A 15,853-nucleotide genomic window follows, 5' to 3' on the forward strand; every position below is an offset into this window, starting at 1 on the left:
GTCAGAGCGACCGCTCGTAGCTCGCCCACGCGATGTGCGACTCGTGCAGCGTGACGGTGATCCCGGCCAGGCCCCGCGCGCCCTCCCCCAGCCGGCCGGCGTGCACCGCGTCGGCGAGCCGGTCGGCGATCGTCCGCGCGAGCACCTCGGTGGTGGTGTTCACCCCGGCGAAGGCCGGCTCGTCGTCGAGGTTGCGGTAGTTCAGCTCGGCGAGAACGGCCTTGAGCTGCTCGGTGGCCAGCCCGATGTCGACCACGATCCCGTCGTCGTCCAGCTCGGCGCGGCGGAACGTGGCGTCGACGACGAACGTCGCCCCGTGCAGCCGCTGCGCCGGGCCGAACACCTCGCCGCGGAAGCTGTGGGCGACCATCATGTGGTCCCGGACGGTCACGCTGAACACGATCACTCCTCGCCGTAGGTGATGAGATGACACAGCGCCGGCAGCTCGCCCGAGGCGAGCCGGTCCAGCACGTCGGGCAGGTCGTCGAAGCGGGACCGGCCGGTGAGCAGCGCGTCGAACACCGGGTCGGCCAGCAGGTCCAGGGCGAGCGCGAGCCGGTCGGCGTAGCTGCGGTCGGCCCGCCGGGGCGAGACGGTGCCGACCTGGCTGCTGCGGATGCCCAGCCGTCGGGAGTGGAACGCGCCGCCCAGCGCCAGCGTGACCGGCCGGTCGCCGTACCAGCTCAGCTCCAGCACGGTGCCCTCGGGGCGCAGCAGCGCCAGGCCGCGTTGCAGCCCGTCGGCGGTGGCGCTGGCGTGCACCACCAGGTCACGCTCGCCGGTGGCGTCGGCGGGCGTGGCGAAGTCGGCGCCGAGCGCGGCGGCCACCCCGGCGCGGGCCGGGTCGGCGTCGACGAGTTCGACGCGTACGCCGGGGAAGCGGGTCAGCAGCGCGGTCACCGCGCAGCCGACCATGCCGCCGCCGATCACCGTGACCCGGTCGCCGACCAGCGGGGCGGCGTCCCAGAGAGCGTTGACAGCCGTCTCCACGGTGCCGGCGAGCACCGCACGCCCGGCCGGTACGCCGTCCGGCACGACTGTGACCGCGTCGGCCGGGACCACGTACGCGCTCTGGTGCGGGTAGAGGCAGAAGACGGTACGGCCGAGCAGCCGCTCGTCGCCCGCCTCGACGGTGCCGACGCTGAGGTAGCCGTACTTGACCGGCGCGGGGAAGTCGCCCTCCTGGAACGGCGCGCGCATGGCGGCGTGCTGGTCGGCCGGGACGCGGCCGGTGAAGACAAGCGTCTCGGTGCCACGGCTGACCCCGGAGAAGCGGGTACGGACCAGCACCTCGCCCGGGCCGGGCGGGGCGAGCCGGACCGGCCGGATCTCGCCCGCACCGGGTGTGCGGAGCCAGAACGCGTGGGCGTCGACAGTCACGAACTCTCCTCTTCCCCGCATTCCGACCGAGTTGTCGATCATAAACACGAAAGCGGGGCGTCAGCGGTTCGAACCGCCCGCGACCCGATGCTCAGGCCGCGCGCCGGCGCTGCTCCGGACGCCAGGTCTCGGGCTCGGCCCGGTCGTCGTGCCGGTCCCCGGCCAGCTCCATGGCCCGGTGGGCCGCGGTCAGCGCGTCACACGGCGCGGCCTGGCCGTCACACAGCAGGCTCTCGCACCGGCCGGACTCGTCGGGCCGGTGGGCGGCGGCAACGTCGTACGCGGCACGCCACAGCAACGAATCGGTCACGCCCCGTGGCAGAGCGGCGTCCTGACTGGACCTGTTGCGGATCGTGTCGGGCACCGTGTCCCCCTTTGCGTCGTCGCTACCGTCCCAGTGACCGGTTGAGCGCAGATCAAACCTCTCACCTGGGCACACGTCCTGACCAGCGGTGTTTGTCACGCCGGATAGGCGCGCGTCTCGGCTGCCTTCACCGCTGCCCAGACCGGCCGGCCGGGGATCAGTCCGAGATGGGCCGCGCCGGCGGGCGTGACGTCGGCGGCCGCCTCGACCGGCCCGGCGAGCTGCACGCGCAGGTTGTCACCGTGTCGTTGCACGCCGTTGACAGTGGCCGCCCAGACGTTGCGCGGGCTCCCCTCGGGCTTGGCGGGGTGCAGCGCCACCGCCGACGGCGGGTACGCCACGAACGCGTCACCGTGGACGGTGTCGGCGGTGGTGAGCGTCAGTTCACCGACCGTGACGGTGCGCCCGTGGGCGTGGCCGCGGTGCAGGTTGAGACCGACGAGCCGGGCCACGTAGTCGGTGCGTGGCCGGGCCGTCACGGTGGGGGCGTCGCCCTCCTGCACGACGCGCCCGTCCTCCACGATGACCAGTCGGTCGGCGAGCACCAGGGCGTCGAGGGGATCGTGGGTGACCAGGAGCGTCGCGCCGGGGTGCGCGCCGAGGTGGCGCTGGAGTTCGGCGCGGGTGTCCAGCCGGGTCCGCGCGTCGAGCGCGGCCAGGGGCTCGTCGAGCAGCAGCAGGGCCGGGTCGACGGCGAGCGCGCGGGCCAGCGCGACCCGCTGGGCCTGCCCGCCGGAGAGCTGCCGGGGCCGGCGGCGGGCCTGGTCGCCGAGGCCGACCCGGTCCAGCCACCGCTGGGCCAGGGCGCGGGCGGCGCGCTTGTCGGCGCCCCGGCGGCGCGGCCCGAACGCCACGTTGTCCAGCGCGCTCAGGTGCGGGAACAGCAGGTAGTCCTGGAACACCACGCCGACCGGCCGCCGCTCCGGCGGCGTCCACACCCGGCGTCCGGGCCGGTCCAGGTCGGCGCCGTCGAGCGTGAGGTGCCCGGCGCTGAGCGGGTGCAGCCCGGCGAGCACCCGCAGCGCGGTGGTCTTGCCGGCGCCGTTGGGGCCGAGCAGCGCCACCACCTCACCGGCGGCGATGCGCAGCGGCACGTCCAGGGTGAAGCCGTCCCGCTCGGCGACCAGACGCGCGTCCAGCACACTCATGAGGTCCCGACCCATTTGTCGCGCAGCGCGGCGAGGATGACCACGGAGACGGTGAGCAGGATCAGGCTCAGCACGATCGCGGCCTGCAGGTCGGTCTCCAGGGCCAGGTAGACCGCCAGCGGCATGGTCTGGGTGCGGCCGGGGTAGTTGCCGGCGAACGTGATGGTGGCGCCGAACTCACCGAGCGCCCGGGCCCAGCAGAGCACCGCCCCGGCCACCACGCCCGGGGCGACGAGCGGCAGCGTGACCCGGGTGAAGGTGGTGAACCGTCCGGCGCCGAGCGTGGCGGCGGCCTCCTCGTACCGGGGGTCGGCGCCGCGCAGCGCCCCCTCGACGGCGATGACCAGGAACGGCATGGCCACGAACGCCTCGGCCAGCACCACCCCGGCGGTGGTGAACGGCAACGTCACCCCGAACGTCTCGTCCAGCCACGACCCGATCAGCCCGCGCCGGCCGAAGACCAGCAGCAGCGCCACGCCGCCGACCACCGGCGGCAGCACCAGCGGCACGGTGACCAGCGCCCGGACCAGCCGCCGGCCGGGGAACTCCACCCGCGCCAGGAGCCAGGCCAGGGGTACGCCGAGCGCCACGCAGAGCAGCGTGGCGACGGTGGCGGTCTCCAGCGACAGCCGCAGCGCGGTGAGCACACCCGGTTCGGTCAGCCGCTCGGGCAGCGTGGTCCAGGGTGCGCGGAGCAGCAGGCCGGCGAGCGGCAGGACGAGGAAGGCCAGTCCGAGCCCGGCGGGCACGAGCAGGGCCACCGGCACCCGCTGCCGGCGTACGGTGCGGCTCATGCGCCGGGCGGCGCCTGGAACCCGGCGGCGGTGAGCACGGCGAGCCCGGCGTCGGAGCGGACGAAGTCGACGAAGGCGCGGGCACCGGCCGGGTTGCCGGCGGCGCGCAGCACCACGATCGGGTAGTCGTTCACCGCGCGCGCCGACTCGGGGAACTCGACGGCGTCGAGTCCGGGGGCGGAGCGGACGTCGGTGCGGTAGACCAGTGCCGCGTCGACCTCGCCGAGGCGCAGCTTGGCCAGCGCGCCCTTGACGTCCTGTTCGAGCGTGGCGGGGGTGAGCCGGACGCCGGCGGCGTCGAGCGCGGTGCGGGCGGCGGCGCCGCAGGGCACCTGCTCGGCGCAGAGCGCCACCTTGACGCCGGGGCGGGCCAGGCCGGCCAGGCCGCCGACCCGGGCCGGGTTGCCAGGGGGTACGGCGACGACGAGCTGGTTGCGGACCAGCACCGCCGGTTCGCCGGCCGCGTCACCGGCGTCGGTGACCGTCTTCATGGTGGCCGGGGACGCGGCGGCGAACACGTCGGCGGGTGCGCCCTGGGTGATCTGGGTGGCCAGCCCGGAGCTGCCGCCGAAGTTGAACCTGACGGTGCGGCCCGGGTGCGCTGCCTCGTACTCCTTGCCGAGCGTGGTGAACGACTCGGTGAGCGAGGCGGCGGCGAACACTGTCAGCGGTCCGGCGCCGTCGGGCCCGGCCGGTTCGTCGGCGCCGCCGCAGGCGGTCAGGCCGAGCGCCGCCACCAGCGCGGCGGCGAGCGCGACGCGGATCCGCCGTACGGTCATGGGCTTGTCCTTCCCCTGGGGGTGACGGCGCGTTCGACCACGACGGTGGTCGACTTGATGACCGCGACGGCGACGGAGCCGACCTGGAGGTCGAGGTCGTCGACGGCCTCGCGGCTCATCAGCGACACCACCCGGAACGGGCCGGCCTGGATGTCCACCTGGGCCATCACGGTGTCCTTGACGACGGCGGTGACGATGCCGCGCAGCCGGTTGCGGGCCGAGGAGAGCTCGGGATGGCCGGGGGCGCGGACGAACGCCGCGACGTCCGCGCCGTCGAGCACCCGGTGGCCGTGCTCGTCGCGGGTGGCCGGCAGCTTGCCGGCGTCGATCCAGCGGCGGACCGTGTCCGCGCTGACCCCGAGCAGTTCGGCCGCCTCGCCGATGCGGAACACCGTCACGCGCCCCACCCTAGCGGCCCGCAGGTGCGAGCCGGAAGGGGCGTGGTGGCTCGCATCCGCGAGCTGCGGAGCGGCTCGGGGACCGGAACTGCGGCTCAGTCGGACGGCGTGATCCGGACCCGGCGCAGCAGTTGGGCGTTGAGCGCGACCACGATGGTGGAGGCGGACATCAGCACCGCGCCCAGCGCCGGGCTGAGCGCGATCCCCGCCCACGCGAGGACCCCGGCGGCGAGCGGGATCGCCACCACGTTGTAGCCGGCCGCCCAGGCCAGGTTCTGCCGCATCTTCCGGTACGAGGCGCGGGACAGCCGGATCACGCCGCCCACGCCGCGCGGGTCGGAGCCGGCCAGCACCACCCCGGCGGACTCGATCGCCACGTCGGTGCCCGCGCCGATGGCCAGCCCGACGTCGGCGCGAGCGAGCGCCGGCGCGTCGTTCACGCCGTCGCCGACCATCGCCACCGTCAGCCCGCGCTCGCGCAGTTCGGCCACCGCCTTGTCCTTGTCGGCGGGAAGCACCTCGGCGAAGACCTCGTCGACACCGGGCCGGAACCCGAGGTCGGCGGCGACCGCCTCGGCGACCGGGCGCGCGTCGCCGGTGATCATCACGATCTTGCGCACGCCGAGGTCGCGCAGCTCGGCCACGGCGGCCCGCGCCTCCGGGCGCACCTGGTCCTCCAGCCCGAACGCGGCGGTCACCTCGGGCGGGCCGCCCTCGGGCAGCCGGATCAGGTGCAGCACCGCGGCGCCCCGGCCCGACCACTCCCGCGCGGCCCGGGCCAGGTCGTCCGGCACCGGGGCGTCGAGCTCGCGCAGCAGCGCCGGCCCGCCGACCGCCCAGTCCACGCCGTCCACCGTGGCGCGCACGCCCCGGCCGGTCAGCGCCCGGAAGCCGCGCGCGGCGGGACGGGCGCCTCGGGCGTCGGCGGCGGCGACCAGCGCCCGGGCCAGCGGGTGCTCGCTGTCGGCCTCCACCGCGCCGGCCAGGCCCAGGGCGACGTTCTCGTCCAGCCCGCCGGTGGTGGCCACCCCGGTCACCGTGTGCCGGCCGGTGGTGAGCGTGCCGGTCTTGTCGAACAGGACCGTGTCGACGGTGCGCATCCGCTCCAGCGCGAGCCGGTCCTTGACCAGGATGCCGGCGCGGGCCGACAACGCTGTGGACAGCGCCACCACCAGCGGGATCGCCAGGCCGAGCGCGTGCGGGCAGGCGATCACCAGCACCGTCACGGTGCGTACCACCGCCTGGTCGGGGTCGCCGAGCAGCGCCCAGACCGCGAACGTGGCCAGGCCGGCGAACGCCGCCAGGTAGAACAGCAGCGCGGCGAACCGGTCGGCGAGCACCTGCGCGCGCCCGCCGGAGGCCTGCGCCTCGGCGACGAGCCGCCCGATGCCGGCCAGCGCGGTGTCCGCGCCTACTGCCTCGACGCGTACCCGGAGGGTGGAGTCGGTGGCGACGGTGCCGGCGACCACCCGGTCCCCGGCGGCGCGGGCGACCGGCCGCGACTCCCCGGTGATCATCGACTCGTCCAGTTCGGCGGCGCCCTCGACGATCCGCCCGTCGGCCGGCACCCGCCCGCCGGGGCGCACCAGCACCAGGTCTCCCACCCGCAGCTCGCCGACCGGCACCGGATGCGGCCGCCCGGCGTCGTCCAGGCGCTCGGCGTCGTCGGGCAGTAGCGCGGCGAGGGCACCGAGAGCGCCGCGCGCCTGCCCGACCGCCCGCATCTCCTGCCAGTGGCCGAGCAGCATGATCGTGACCAGCGCGGCCAGCTCCCACCAGAAGTCCAGGTCGAACAGGCCGAGGCTGGTGGCGGCCGAGGCGAGGTACGCGACGACGATCGCCATCGAGATCAGCAGCATCATGCCGGGGGCACGTTCGCGCAGCTCACGCAGCCCGCCGGTGAGGAACGGCCAGCCGCCGTAGGCGAACACCACGGTGCCGAGCACCGGGCCGACCCAGCGCACGCCGGGGAAGTCGAGTGAGTAGCCGAACCAGTCCATCACCATGTGGCTGGTGGCGACGATCGGCACGGTCAGCGCCAGGCTCAGCCAGAACCGGCGGCGGAACTGCGCCGGGTCGTGCCCGGCGTGCGCGCCGTGACCGCCGGCGTGGTCGCCGTGGTGGCCGGTGTCGTGACCGGGTCCGTGCTCCATCGGGCGTCACCTCCGCCGACCATCATACCCCCCGGGGGTAAGCGGCGGCGGCCGGTCAGCGCTGCGGGTGGGCGCCGACGCTCGGCCGGTCGGTGGGCGTCCGGCCCTGCCAGGGCCAGCGGCCGTCCAGCTCCACCTCCAGCGAGAAGCTGAGGAACGTGCGGACCAGCACGATCAGCGCCAGCACGCCGACGCTGGTGAACGTGGGCGACACCGCGACCGTACGGATGATGTCGCCGCCGACCAGGAACTCCAGGCCGAGCAGGATGGCCCGGCCGACGCCCTGCCGGTACGCCCGGTAGTGCGCCACCACCGCCCGGGTCCGGGCACAGCGCGCCGCGAACACCGCCGTGGCGACCGCGACGCCGACCGCGATGACGAGCACCCCGGCCAGGTCCAGCAGCGCCCCGACGTGCTGGACGATCTCCTTCGTCGGCACCCGGCACCCCCGCACCAGCCTGGCGTACGGCCGGTCGCGGGGGCGGCGTTTCCGCGCTCCCGGGCGACGGGAGCACTCAGTCCTGGGCCTGCCAGCGGTAGAAGACGGTGGCCACGGAGTCCTGCGGGCCCTGCCACTTCTCCGGCCGGTACGGCTCGATGTACGGGCCCAGGTCCTGCATCACCTTGCCGAAGGCGGGCTTGTCGCCGTGCTGGTCCCGGGTCGCCTCGGCCGCCGACGACTCCTGTTCGAGCAGGTGCACGTAGACGTCGTCGATCGAGTAGAGCCAGCGCCCGGTGACACCGAGGTCGGCCGGGAGCGACCCGGCGTCGGACTCGCCGAAGACCCGTGCCACGTCCGGTTCGGCGCCGGGCTTGATCCGCCCGACGATCACGGTGAGCGTGGTGTCGGCGGGCGGCTCCCCCTCGGGCGCCCAGTGGTAGAACTCCTTCGCGACCGAGTCCGACGGGTTCTTCCAGTAGCGCGGGTACGGGGTGACGTACGGGCCGATCTCCTCGGCGATCTTCTGAAAAGCGGGCAGGCCACGGGTCTGCCCGGAGATCCGCGGGTCCTGCTCCCGCTCGATCACGTGGAGGTAGAGGTCGTGGTGCGACAGCAGGTACCGGCCGATGACGCCCAGATCCTGCGGCCGGGTGGCCTGATCGTAGTGGCCGAACACGCCGCCGACGATCTGCTCGCTGCCGGGGACCATGTGACAGACGATCACGTTGCGGAAGACCATGACTGCTCCTTGAATGATTGCGACGGGGGCGGCGGCGCGAGACGGCGGCGCCGTCAGGCGGTGAAGGTGACGGGCAGTTCCAGCAGGCCGCGGAACGGCGAGGCGGCCGGGAGCCGGCGCACCTCGGCGAGCGGTACGCCGAGACGCAGTCCGGGCAGCCGCCGCAGCAGCGCCCCGAGCGCGAGTTCGGCCTCCATCCGGGCCAGCGAGACACCGAGGCAGTAGTGGACGCCGTGCCCGAACCCGAGGTGCGGGCCCCGGACCCGGCGCAGGTCCAGCCGGTCCGGGTCGGCGAAGTGCGCCGGGTCGTGGTTGGCCGCGTTTATCGCCACCCCGACGATCGCGCCGCGCGGGATGCGTACGCCCTGGTAGTCGACGTCCTCGGTGGCGATGCGCGGGCTGGCCACCGGCAGCGGCCCGTCGAAGCGCAGCAGTTCCTCGATCGCCGCGGGCAGCAGGCGCGGCGAGTCGCGCAGCAGTTCCATCTGCTCGGGGTGGGTGAGCAGCGCCAGCACGGCGTTGCCCAGGAAGTCGGCGGTGGTCTGGTGCCCGGCGAACAGCAGCAGGAACGTGGTGGTGACGAGTTCCGCCTCGGACAGCGTCCCGTCCTGGTCGACCGCCTTGATGAGCGCGGCGATGATGTCGTCGGCCGGGTCGTCGCGCTTGGCCCGGACCAGCCCGGCCAGGTAGTGGTGCAGCCGTAGCTGGGCCTCCTGCACCGCCGCGCGCTCCTGGGCCGGCGGCCGGCTGCTGGAGCCGGAGGTGCGGATGACCTGGGTCCAGTCGAGCACCCGGTCGTGGTCGGCCGGCGGCACCCCGAGCAGTTCGCAGATGACAGTCATCGGCAGCGGGATGGCGAACTCGTGCATCAGGTCCGCCTCACCGTGCGGCGCCATCTTGTCGATGAGCTGCTCGACGATCGACGCCACCCGGGGGCGCAGCGCCTCGATCCGCCGGGGCGCGAACGCCTGCGACACCACCCGGCGCAGCCGGGTGTGCTCGGGCGGGTCGGAGTTGAGCATGTTGCGGTTCAGGCCCTCGGAGGTCGGGCCGAAGATCTTCAGGTAGTGCTGCCCCGGGCCGTACAGGTCCTTGGACAGGCGCGGGTCGGTCAGCGCGGTGCGGGCGTCGTCGAAGCGGGTGATCAGCCAGGAGTCGAAGCGCGGCGAGCCGACCGGGCAGACCGGCCGGTCCGCGCGCAGCCGGGCCAGCGCGGGGTACGGGTCGGCCGCGAACGCGTCGGTGTACAGCTCGCCCGCCGGCACCACGTCGTCGGTCATCGCCTCTCCCCCATCTCGCCGGCCACGCTGTGCAGCACCTGGTAGGTGTGCCGGTCGGCGGACTCGCGCAACTCGCGGATGATGCTGAGCAGCCGGTCCCGGTGCGCGCTGCGGCCGAACGCGTCGAGCCGATCCCGGTCCGCCCAGTCGCTGATGATCAGATAGCTGCGCGGGTCGTCGGCGTCGCGGACCAGGTCCTGGTGCAGGCAGCCGTCGAGCGTGCGGATCTCTTCGGCGGCGGTGAGCCACTCGGCCTCGAAGCGCTCCTCGCAGCCCTCCCGGGTCCGCATCGACAGCACCGTCCGGACCCGGCTCACCTCGCGCTCCCGAACACCAGGTGCAGGTGCTTGCGCAGCGCGTCCGGGTCGACCGGGGCGCCCCGGAACCCGACGTGCCCGTCCGGGCGGATCAGGTACAGGCCGGTGCCGTCCAGCCCGTACGCGGCACGGAAGCGGCGCTCGGCGTCCCGCACCACGGGCGGGTCGAGCAGTCGCGGCTCGTCCGCCTCCGGGTCGAGCAGCAGGTACGCGTCGAGTTGCCCGCCGGCGAGCCGGCGCGCGTCGGCGCACAGGCCGGTGAACGCGGCCAGCTCCCCCGCGTCGGCCGTGCGGTCGGCGTAGAGCAGCAGCGTGTGGCCGGTGCCCCGGGTCAGGTCGCGCAGCCGCAGCGGGTGGCCCACCCCGCGCCGTCGCAGCCCGTCCACGTCGGGCGCGATGTCACCGGGCCGGGGCGCGTCGCCGAGCGCGGCCGGGTCGGCGACGGTCTCCCCGACCAGCGGGCTGCCGGTGTAGCTGAGCAGCATGGACATCTCCTGGAGGAACTGCCGTTCCAGGTCGGCGCGGTCCACCTCCTCGGTGCCGGCCATCCGTACCGCCCGGCCGACGATCTCCTCGCCCTCGGGGCGGCGCTCAGTCTCGTAGCTGTCCAGCAGGCCGGGCGCGGCGAGCCCGCGTACCGCCAGCGCCAGCTTCCAGGCCAGGTTCCAGGTGTCCTGGATGCCGGTGTTCATGCCCTGGCCACCGGCCGGCGGGTGCAGGTGGGCGGCGTCCCCGGCGACGAACACGCGGCCGTCGCGGTAGCGGTCGACGATGCCGTGGCTGATCCGGAACACCGACGACCAGCGCAGGTTGGTCGCCCGGGTGCCGGGCGGCGCGAGGCGGTCCAGCGCGGCCTGCACGTCGTCGATGGTCGGCTCGTCGAGTTCCTCGCTGAAGCCGGGCGGGGCGTCGCGCCCGCCGGTCTGGGCGAAGAACCGGGGCGGGGCCAGGGTGGCGATGCGGTAGCGGTGCTCGCCGCGCAGCGGCACGCAGACGAGCATCCCGTCCATCTGCCCGTCGGTCATGTGCAGGAACCGCAGCAGGTGCCCGTCCGGCATCTCCCAGTCCACGTCGACGTCCACCAGCATGAACAGTTGCGGGAACCGGCCCAGCCCGCCGGTGAAGGTGAGCCCGAGCCGTTCCCGTACCCGGCTGTGCGCGCCGTCGGCACCGACCAGGTACGCCGCGCGTACCGTCTCGGTGGCGCCGTCGGCGGTGCGGACGGTGGCGGTCACGCCGTCGGCGTCCTGGGTGAAGTCGATCAGTTCGGCGCCGCGCCGCGGACGGACGCCGAGCGTGGCCAGCCGGTCGGTGAGGATCCGCTCGGTCTCGTACTGCGGCAGGCCGAGGTGGGCGTACGGCAGGCCGGGCAGCTCCCAGCTCATCCGGTGGGTCTGCGTGCCGTTGACGAAGACCATGTTTCCGGTGAGCCAGATGCCGGCGTCCATCGCCTCCCGGACGACGCCCTGCTCCTCCCAGATCTCCATGGTGCGGCAGTGCACGCCGATCGCCTTGTCCGCGTGGCCGGGCGGGGTGACCTGTTTGTCGATCACCAGGCAGTCGATGCCCCGCCGGGCCAGTTCGACGGCGGCGGTCAGCCCGGTGGGTCCCGCCCCGACGACGAGTACGTCTGTTGTCCTGTGCACGTCGGCCTCCCAGCCCGTGGTGGGGTGTCGGCGGCCGTCCGCGTCAGGCACGACGTGGAACAGCCGACGCCGGATGTCGAGAAGGAACGGTGCGATCGGCCCGGCCTGCGCGGAGGCGTGGGCCGGGTCACCGATCCAGGCGAGGAACGGCGCGGCGCCGTCCCACTCGGCGAAGATGTGGTGGATGTCGGAGCCGGGTTCGCGCAGCAACTGCTCACGGCGGTAGCCGGGTATCGCGGCCATCCGCCGGACCACCTCGGGGTAGCCCTTGTGGAACTCGGCGAGCCGGCCGAGCGGCACGGTCAGTTCGACGTCCACGTAGACCGGGCCGTCGCCGTCCCCGGTCTCCCGCATCAGCGGATACCCGGGGTCACCGTCCGGCTCGGTCAACGGCCGGAGCAGGCCGGCCAGGCGGGCGGCCACCGGCCCCCGCCGGTACGCGCGCAGCGCCACCTCGTCGGTCCACTCGGTGACGACGACGAAGCCGCGCGGGTCGAGGGCGTCGCGCAGCAGCTCGTGCCGCAGGTTGCCGGCCAGCGCGCCGAGCTGCCCGGCGACCGTCTCGAACGCCGGTCCGACCGCGGGCTCGCAGCCGGGGCGCGCGCGCAGCCGGAGCATCGTTCTGATCATGCAGCCCCCTCGGACGGTGCCGTCGTCGTGCCGCGACCCTGCCGCAGCGCGCGTCACCCGCTCGTCACCGTCGCCCCGCCCCGGGTCCGGTCCCGGTGACGCCGCCGGGACGGTCACGGCTTATTGCAAAAGTTTGGCAACAAGCCTCGACAGGGATCCCCTGCGGTAACTATCGTCAGCGGCATGACTCCTTACGATCTGGACGTGCGCGCCTGGCAGGAGAGCTGGGACCGGCAGCAGGAGACGTTCATGCCGGACCGGGAGCACCGCTTCGACGCGATGCTCGACGCCGTCGGGGCGGTCGCCGGTGACCGGCCGCCCCGGGTGCTCGACCTGGCCGGCGGCACCGGGTCGATCAGCCTGCGGACGCTGGCCCGCCGGCCCGACGCCGAGGTGACGGTGCTCGACCTCGACCCGGTGCTGCTCACCCTCGCCGAAGCGGCGCTGGCCGGCCGGGCCACCGTGGTGACCGCCGACCTCAACCGGTCCGACTGGGCCGCCGCGCTGCCGCACCGGGACTACGACGCCGTGCTCACCGCCACCGCCCTGCACTGGCTCGACGGTCCGCGCCTGGCGGAGCTGTACCGCGAGATCCGCGACGTGCTGCGGCCCGGCGGCGTGTTCGTCAACGCCGACCACATGCCCGACGACACGATGCCGGCGCTCACCGCCCGCCTCGGCGCTCGCGCGAAGGCACGACGAGACGCCCGGCACCGGGCCGGCGCTGCGCTGTCCTGGCCGGACTGGTGGGCGCAGGCGGCCGGCGACCCGCTGCTCGGGCCGCTGGTGGAGAAGCGGCGGCAGATCTACCCGACCGGGCACAGCCCGGAGTGGAGCCCGCCGGCGGCGTGGCACCTGGACGCGTTGCGCGCGGCCGGGTTCGCCGAGGCCGGCGTGCTCTGGCGCGGCGGCGCGGACGCGGCGGTGGCCGCGCTGCGCTGAGCCCGGCGGGTCGCTGGGCCCGGCCCGGCGCCACGCGGGTGCCCGACGGCGGCGTGCGGTCAGGCCAGCAGGCGGGCCAGCTCGGTACGGGAGCGCACGCCCAGCCGGTGGAAGACGTTGCGCAGGTGGTGGTCGACGGTCCGGGTGGACAGGCACATCCGGGTGGCGATCTCCCGGTTGGTCGCTCCTTCCGCGACCAGCCGGGCGATGTGCAGCTGCTGCCCGGTCAGCAACTGCTCCGGGCCGCGCCGGACCGGCCCGACCGACTCCCCCGCCGCGCGCAGTTCCTCGCCCGCCCGGTCGGCCCAGACGGTGGCGCCGAGCAGGGTGAACGCCTCCCGGGCCCGGTGCAGGTGCGCCCGGGCGTCCCGGGGGCGGCGCCGCCGGCGCAGCTCGCGGCCGAACAGCAGCTCGGTGCGGGCGCGCTCGAACGGGTCGGTGTCGGCCGGGTGCAACCGCAACGCCGCGTGGAACTCCCGCTCGGCCTCCGGGCCGCCGCGCGGTGCGAGCAGCGCCCGGCAGCGCGCGGCCAGCGCCCGCCGCGACGGGCTCGCCGTGCTGCTGGCCCAGTGGTCGAACACCGCCAGCGCGGCGGCCGGTCGCCCGCCGTCGTGCGCGGCGGCCTCCACCAGGTACGGCGTGGCCATCACCTGGACCAGCACCTGACCCCGGCCGGTGCCGGTGCGGGCCAGCGCGGACAGCCGGGCCGCCGCGTCGGCGTACCGGCCGTCGATCAGGTCCAGCACGCCGAGGGCCCACCTGGCGTACGCGTCCGGCCGGCTCCCCGGGGCGGCCCCGTCCCCGATCTCGGCGATCCGGGCCAGCGCGGCGTCCCGGTCGGCGCGTACCGCCGCCAGCACGGCGAGGATGCCGAGGTGCACCTGGGCACACACGTGCTGACCGGTGGCGCGGGCCGCGCGCACGCCCTCGCGGGCGGTCTGCGCCGCGGCCTCGTGCCGGCCCAGCCAGTACTCCGCGACCGCCCGCAGCTCCAGCGCCCGGGGCAGCAGGGACAGCTCGCCGCGCGAGCGGGCCAGCTCCACCGCGCGGCCGGCGAGCCGGTGCGCGGGCGCGTCCACCGCGACAAGCAGGGCCGCCGCGGCGGCGCAGACCAGCGCGCCGGGGGTGAGCGCGGGCCCGGTCAGCCGGCCGCCGAGGACGACCACGCGGCGCAGCGCCGGGCCGCCGCGCGCGTGGTCGCCGCGCAGCGTCGCCCCGACGCCTGAGGCGAACGTGGCCAGCAGGTCGAGGCCGGGCGGGTCGCCGGGCCGCCGCAGGGCCTCGGCCCGGCGGGCCACCTCGGCGTACCGGTACTGGTCGCCGGTGACGCAGATGGCCTCGCCGGCCCGGACCAGCGCCAGCAGCGCTGCCCGCCGGTCGGCCGGCGCGACCGCGTCGGCGGCGGCCAGCAGCGTGGCGACCGCGGCGGCGGGCGCGTCGCAGCGCAGCTGCATGTCGCCGCGCACCAGGTCGGCCCGGCCGCCGGCCCCCGGCCCGGCGGTCAGGCCCCGCAGCAGTCCCCGGGCGTAGTCCGGGTCGCCCGCCGTCCAGGCGCAGCGCGCCGCCGCGATCGTCAGCTCGGCGGCGCGCCCGGGGTCGGGGTTAAGCTCGGCGGCGCGGCGCAGCACGATCGCGGCGGCGGCCCGGTCCGGTACCTCGTCGACAGCCGAGGCCAGCTCGGCGGCGAGCACGTCGGACGGGCAGTCGGCGGCGGTGGCGTGGCGCAGCGCCCGGCCCAGCGGGCCCTCGGCGAGCGTGCCGGCCAGCAGCAGCTGGGCCGCGCGCAGGTCGGCGAGCGGCGCCACGGCGGTGATCATCGTGCGGGCGAGCGGGTGCGGGAACGTGACCCCGCCGGGCCCGGTCCGCAGCAGGCCGGCGGCTTCGGCGGGGGCGAGCGCCTCGACGGTCAGGCCGGCCGCCCACGCGGCCCGGACCAGCGTGCCCGGGTCGTCGCCGGGGTCGAGCGCGGCCAGCAACACCATCCGCCGGGTCGGGACCGGCAGCCGGTCCAGACGGGCCCGGTACGAGGCGGCGAGCGCGCCGTCCACCGGCGGGGTGCCGGGCAGCGGCGCCTCGCCCCGCCACTGGGCCGGGGTGAGCGCGCCGGCCAGGTCGGCGAGCGCGGCCGGGCTGCCCCGGCTGAGCGCGGCCAGCGCGGCGGCCACCGGCGCGGGCGGGCGGTCCCGGAGCCCGGCGAGCATAGCCCGGCACTCGCCGGCGTCCAGCGGACGCAGCCGGTGGGCCGGTACGCCGTCGACGGTGGCCGGGGCGGTCGCGGTCAGCAGCAGCGCCACCGGCAGCCGGCGCAGCCGGCGAGCCACCACGGCGAGCGTCCAGGCGCTCTGCGGATCCCCGGTGTCGAGGTCGTCCAGAGTGCACAGCAGCGGCCGGTCCGCTGCCACCGCGGCGAGCAGGGAACGCACCGCCGCGGCAAGGGCCAGTCGCTGCTCGGCCGGGCACCCGTCGCCGCCGAGCGCGCGGCGCAGCAGCCGGCGCTGCCGCGCCGGTAGGGCCGCGTCCGCGTCCAGCACCGGGTCGAGCAGGCGGTGCAGCCCGGCGTAGGGCAGTGTCGCCTCGTCGGCCAGCCCGGTGCCGGTGAGCACGGCGCGCTCCCCCGCCGACCTGCTGGCGTACGCCAGCAGGGAGCTGCGCCCGGAGCCGGGCGGCCCGTGGAACAGCAGCGCGCCGCCGTCGTCGCGGTCGAGGAGCCGGCGGATCGCGTCGCACTCGTCGTCCCGTCCCCACAAGGCTATATGCACTGTCGATGCAGAAACCATTCATGCAGTGTCACAGATGGGCAACCCGCCGGAAAAGAGGCGGACACGCTCCCGGGGTGGTCGC

15 protein-coding genes are annotated in these 15,853 nt (G+C 75.5%); 1 reads left to right on the forward strand and 14 read right to left on the reverse strand.

Translation table 11 applies throughout. From position 1 onward, the window contains the following. Nucleotide 1: 1 nt before the first annotated feature. The 13 genes from AB0B20_RS03285 to AB0B20_RS03345 all read right to left on the reverse strand — a co-directional run bounded on the left by AB0B20_RS03285 (nt 2) and on the right by AB0B20_RS03345 (nt 12,070). Nucleotides 2-400: a 6-carboxytetrahydropterin synthase gene (locus AB0B20_RS03285; RefSeq protein ID WP_013286764.1), complete on the reverse strand. Its 399-nt coding sequence runs from the start codon at nt 398-400 to the stop codon at nt 2-4. 2 nt (nt 401-402) lie between these two features. After that, nucleotides 403-1,380: a zinc-binding alcohol dehydrogenase gene (locus tag AB0B20_RS03290; RefSeq protein WP_357467684.1), complete on the reverse strand. Its 978-nt coding sequence runs from the start codon at nt 1,378-1,380 to the stop codon at nt 403-405. Nucleotides 1,381-1,471: 91 nt separating this feature from the next. Continuing rightward, complete coding sequence (locus AB0B20_RS03295) at nt 1,472-1,744, reverse strand: hypothetical protein (protein WP_357467687.1); 273 nt, start codon at nt 1,742-1,744, stop codon at nt 1,472-1,474. Nucleotides 1,745-1,839: 95 nt separating this feature from the next. Next, nucleotides 1,840-2,907: an ABC transporter ATP-binding protein gene (locus AB0B20_RS03300; protein ID WP_357467690.1), complete on the reverse strand. Its 1,068-nt coding sequence runs from the start codon at nt 2,905-2,907 to the stop codon at nt 1,840-1,842. Further along, the gene (locus AB0B20_RS03305; RefSeq protein ID WP_357467692.1) at nt 2,889-3,686 is read right to left on the reverse strand and encodes an ABC transporter permease; all 798 of its coding nucleotides are present in this window, start codon (nt 3,684-3,686) and stop codon (nt 2,889-2,891) included. Before AB0B20_RS03305 ends, AB0B20_RS03300 begins: the two co-directional genes overlap by 19 nt. Beyond that, nucleotides 3,683-4,465, reverse strand: a complete 783-nt coding sequence (gene modA, locus AB0B20_RS03310) for a molybdate ABC transporter substrate-binding protein (RefSeq protein ID WP_357467694.1) — start codon at nt 4,463-4,465, stop codon at nt 3,683-3,685. The genes AB0B20_RS03305 and modA overlap by 4 nt, the downstream gene beginning before the upstream one ends. Then, nucleotides 4,462-4,863: a MerR family DNA-binding transcriptional regulator gene (locus AB0B20_RS03315; RefSeq protein ID WP_357383062.1), complete on the reverse strand. Its 402-nt coding sequence runs from the start codon at nt 4,861-4,863 to the stop codon at nt 4,462-4,464. Before AB0B20_RS03315 ends, modA begins: the two co-directional genes overlap by 4 nt. 95 nt (nt 4,864-4,958) lie before the next feature. After that, on the reverse strand, nt 4,959-7,016 hold the full coding sequence (locus AB0B20_RS03320) for a heavy metal translocating P-type ATPase (protein ID WP_357383060.1): 2,058 nt from the start codon (nt 7,014-7,016) through the stop codon (nt 4,959-4,961). Between the two features lie 55 nt (nt 7,017-7,071). Beyond that, nucleotides 7,072-7,455, reverse strand: a complete 384-nt coding sequence (locus AB0B20_RS03325) for a DUF1622 domain-containing protein (RefSeq protein WP_357383058.1) — start codon at nt 7,453-7,455, stop codon at nt 7,072-7,074. A gap of 76 nt (nt 7,456-7,531) precedes the next feature. Beyond that, nucleotides 7,532-8,197 (reverse strand): TcmI family type II polyketide cyclase, encoded by a 666-nt coding sequence (locus AB0B20_RS03330; protein WP_262011860.1) that lies wholly within the window; start codon nt 8,195-8,197, stop codon nt 7,532-7,534. Nucleotides 8,198-8,250: 53 nt separating this feature from the next. Next, nucleotides 8,251-9,477, reverse strand: a complete 1,227-nt coding sequence (locus AB0B20_RS03335) for a cytochrome P450 (RefSeq protein ID WP_357383056.1) — start codon at nt 9,475-9,477, stop codon at nt 8,251-8,253. Further along, entirely contained in the window at nt 9,474-9,794 is a 321-nt protein-coding gene (locus tag AB0B20_RS03340; protein WP_357383054.1) for an antibiotic biosynthesis monooxygenase family protein, read from the reverse strand. The genes AB0B20_RS03335 and AB0B20_RS03340 overlap by 4 nt, the downstream gene beginning before the upstream one ends. Further along, on the reverse strand, nt 9,791-12,070 hold the full coding sequence (locus tag AB0B20_RS03345; RefSeq protein WP_357467698.1) for an FAD-dependent oxidoreductase: 2,280 nt from the start codon (nt 12,068-12,070) through the stop codon (nt 9,791-9,793). The genes AB0B20_RS03340 and AB0B20_RS03345 overlap by 4 nt, the downstream gene beginning before the upstream one ends. Nucleotides 12,071-12,253: 183 nt before the next feature. On the opposite strand from AB0B20_RS03345, the gene AB0B20_RS03350 reads away from it, so the two are divergent. Next, a complete protein-coding gene (locus tag AB0B20_RS03350; RefSeq protein ID WP_357467701.1) occupies nt 12,254-13,012 on the forward strand; it encodes a class I SAM-dependent methyltransferase in 759 nt (252 codons plus the stop codon). A 59-nt stretch (nt 13,013-13,071) separates the two neighbouring features. On the opposite strand, the gene AB0B20_RS03355 is transcribed toward AB0B20_RS03350, so the two are convergent. Further along, nucleotides 13,072-15,789, reverse strand: a complete 2,718-nt coding sequence (locus AB0B20_RS03355) for a LuxR family transcriptional regulator (RefSeq protein WP_357467704.1) — start codon at nt 15,787-15,789, stop codon at nt 13,072-13,074. Between the last annotated feature and the right edge of the window lie 64 nt (nt 15,790-15,853).

It is taken from the genome of Micromonospora sp. NPDC049151 (assembly GCF_040648395.1).
Lineage (GTDB): Bacteria > Actinomycetota > Actinomycetes > Mycobacteriales > Micromonosporaceae > Micromonospora.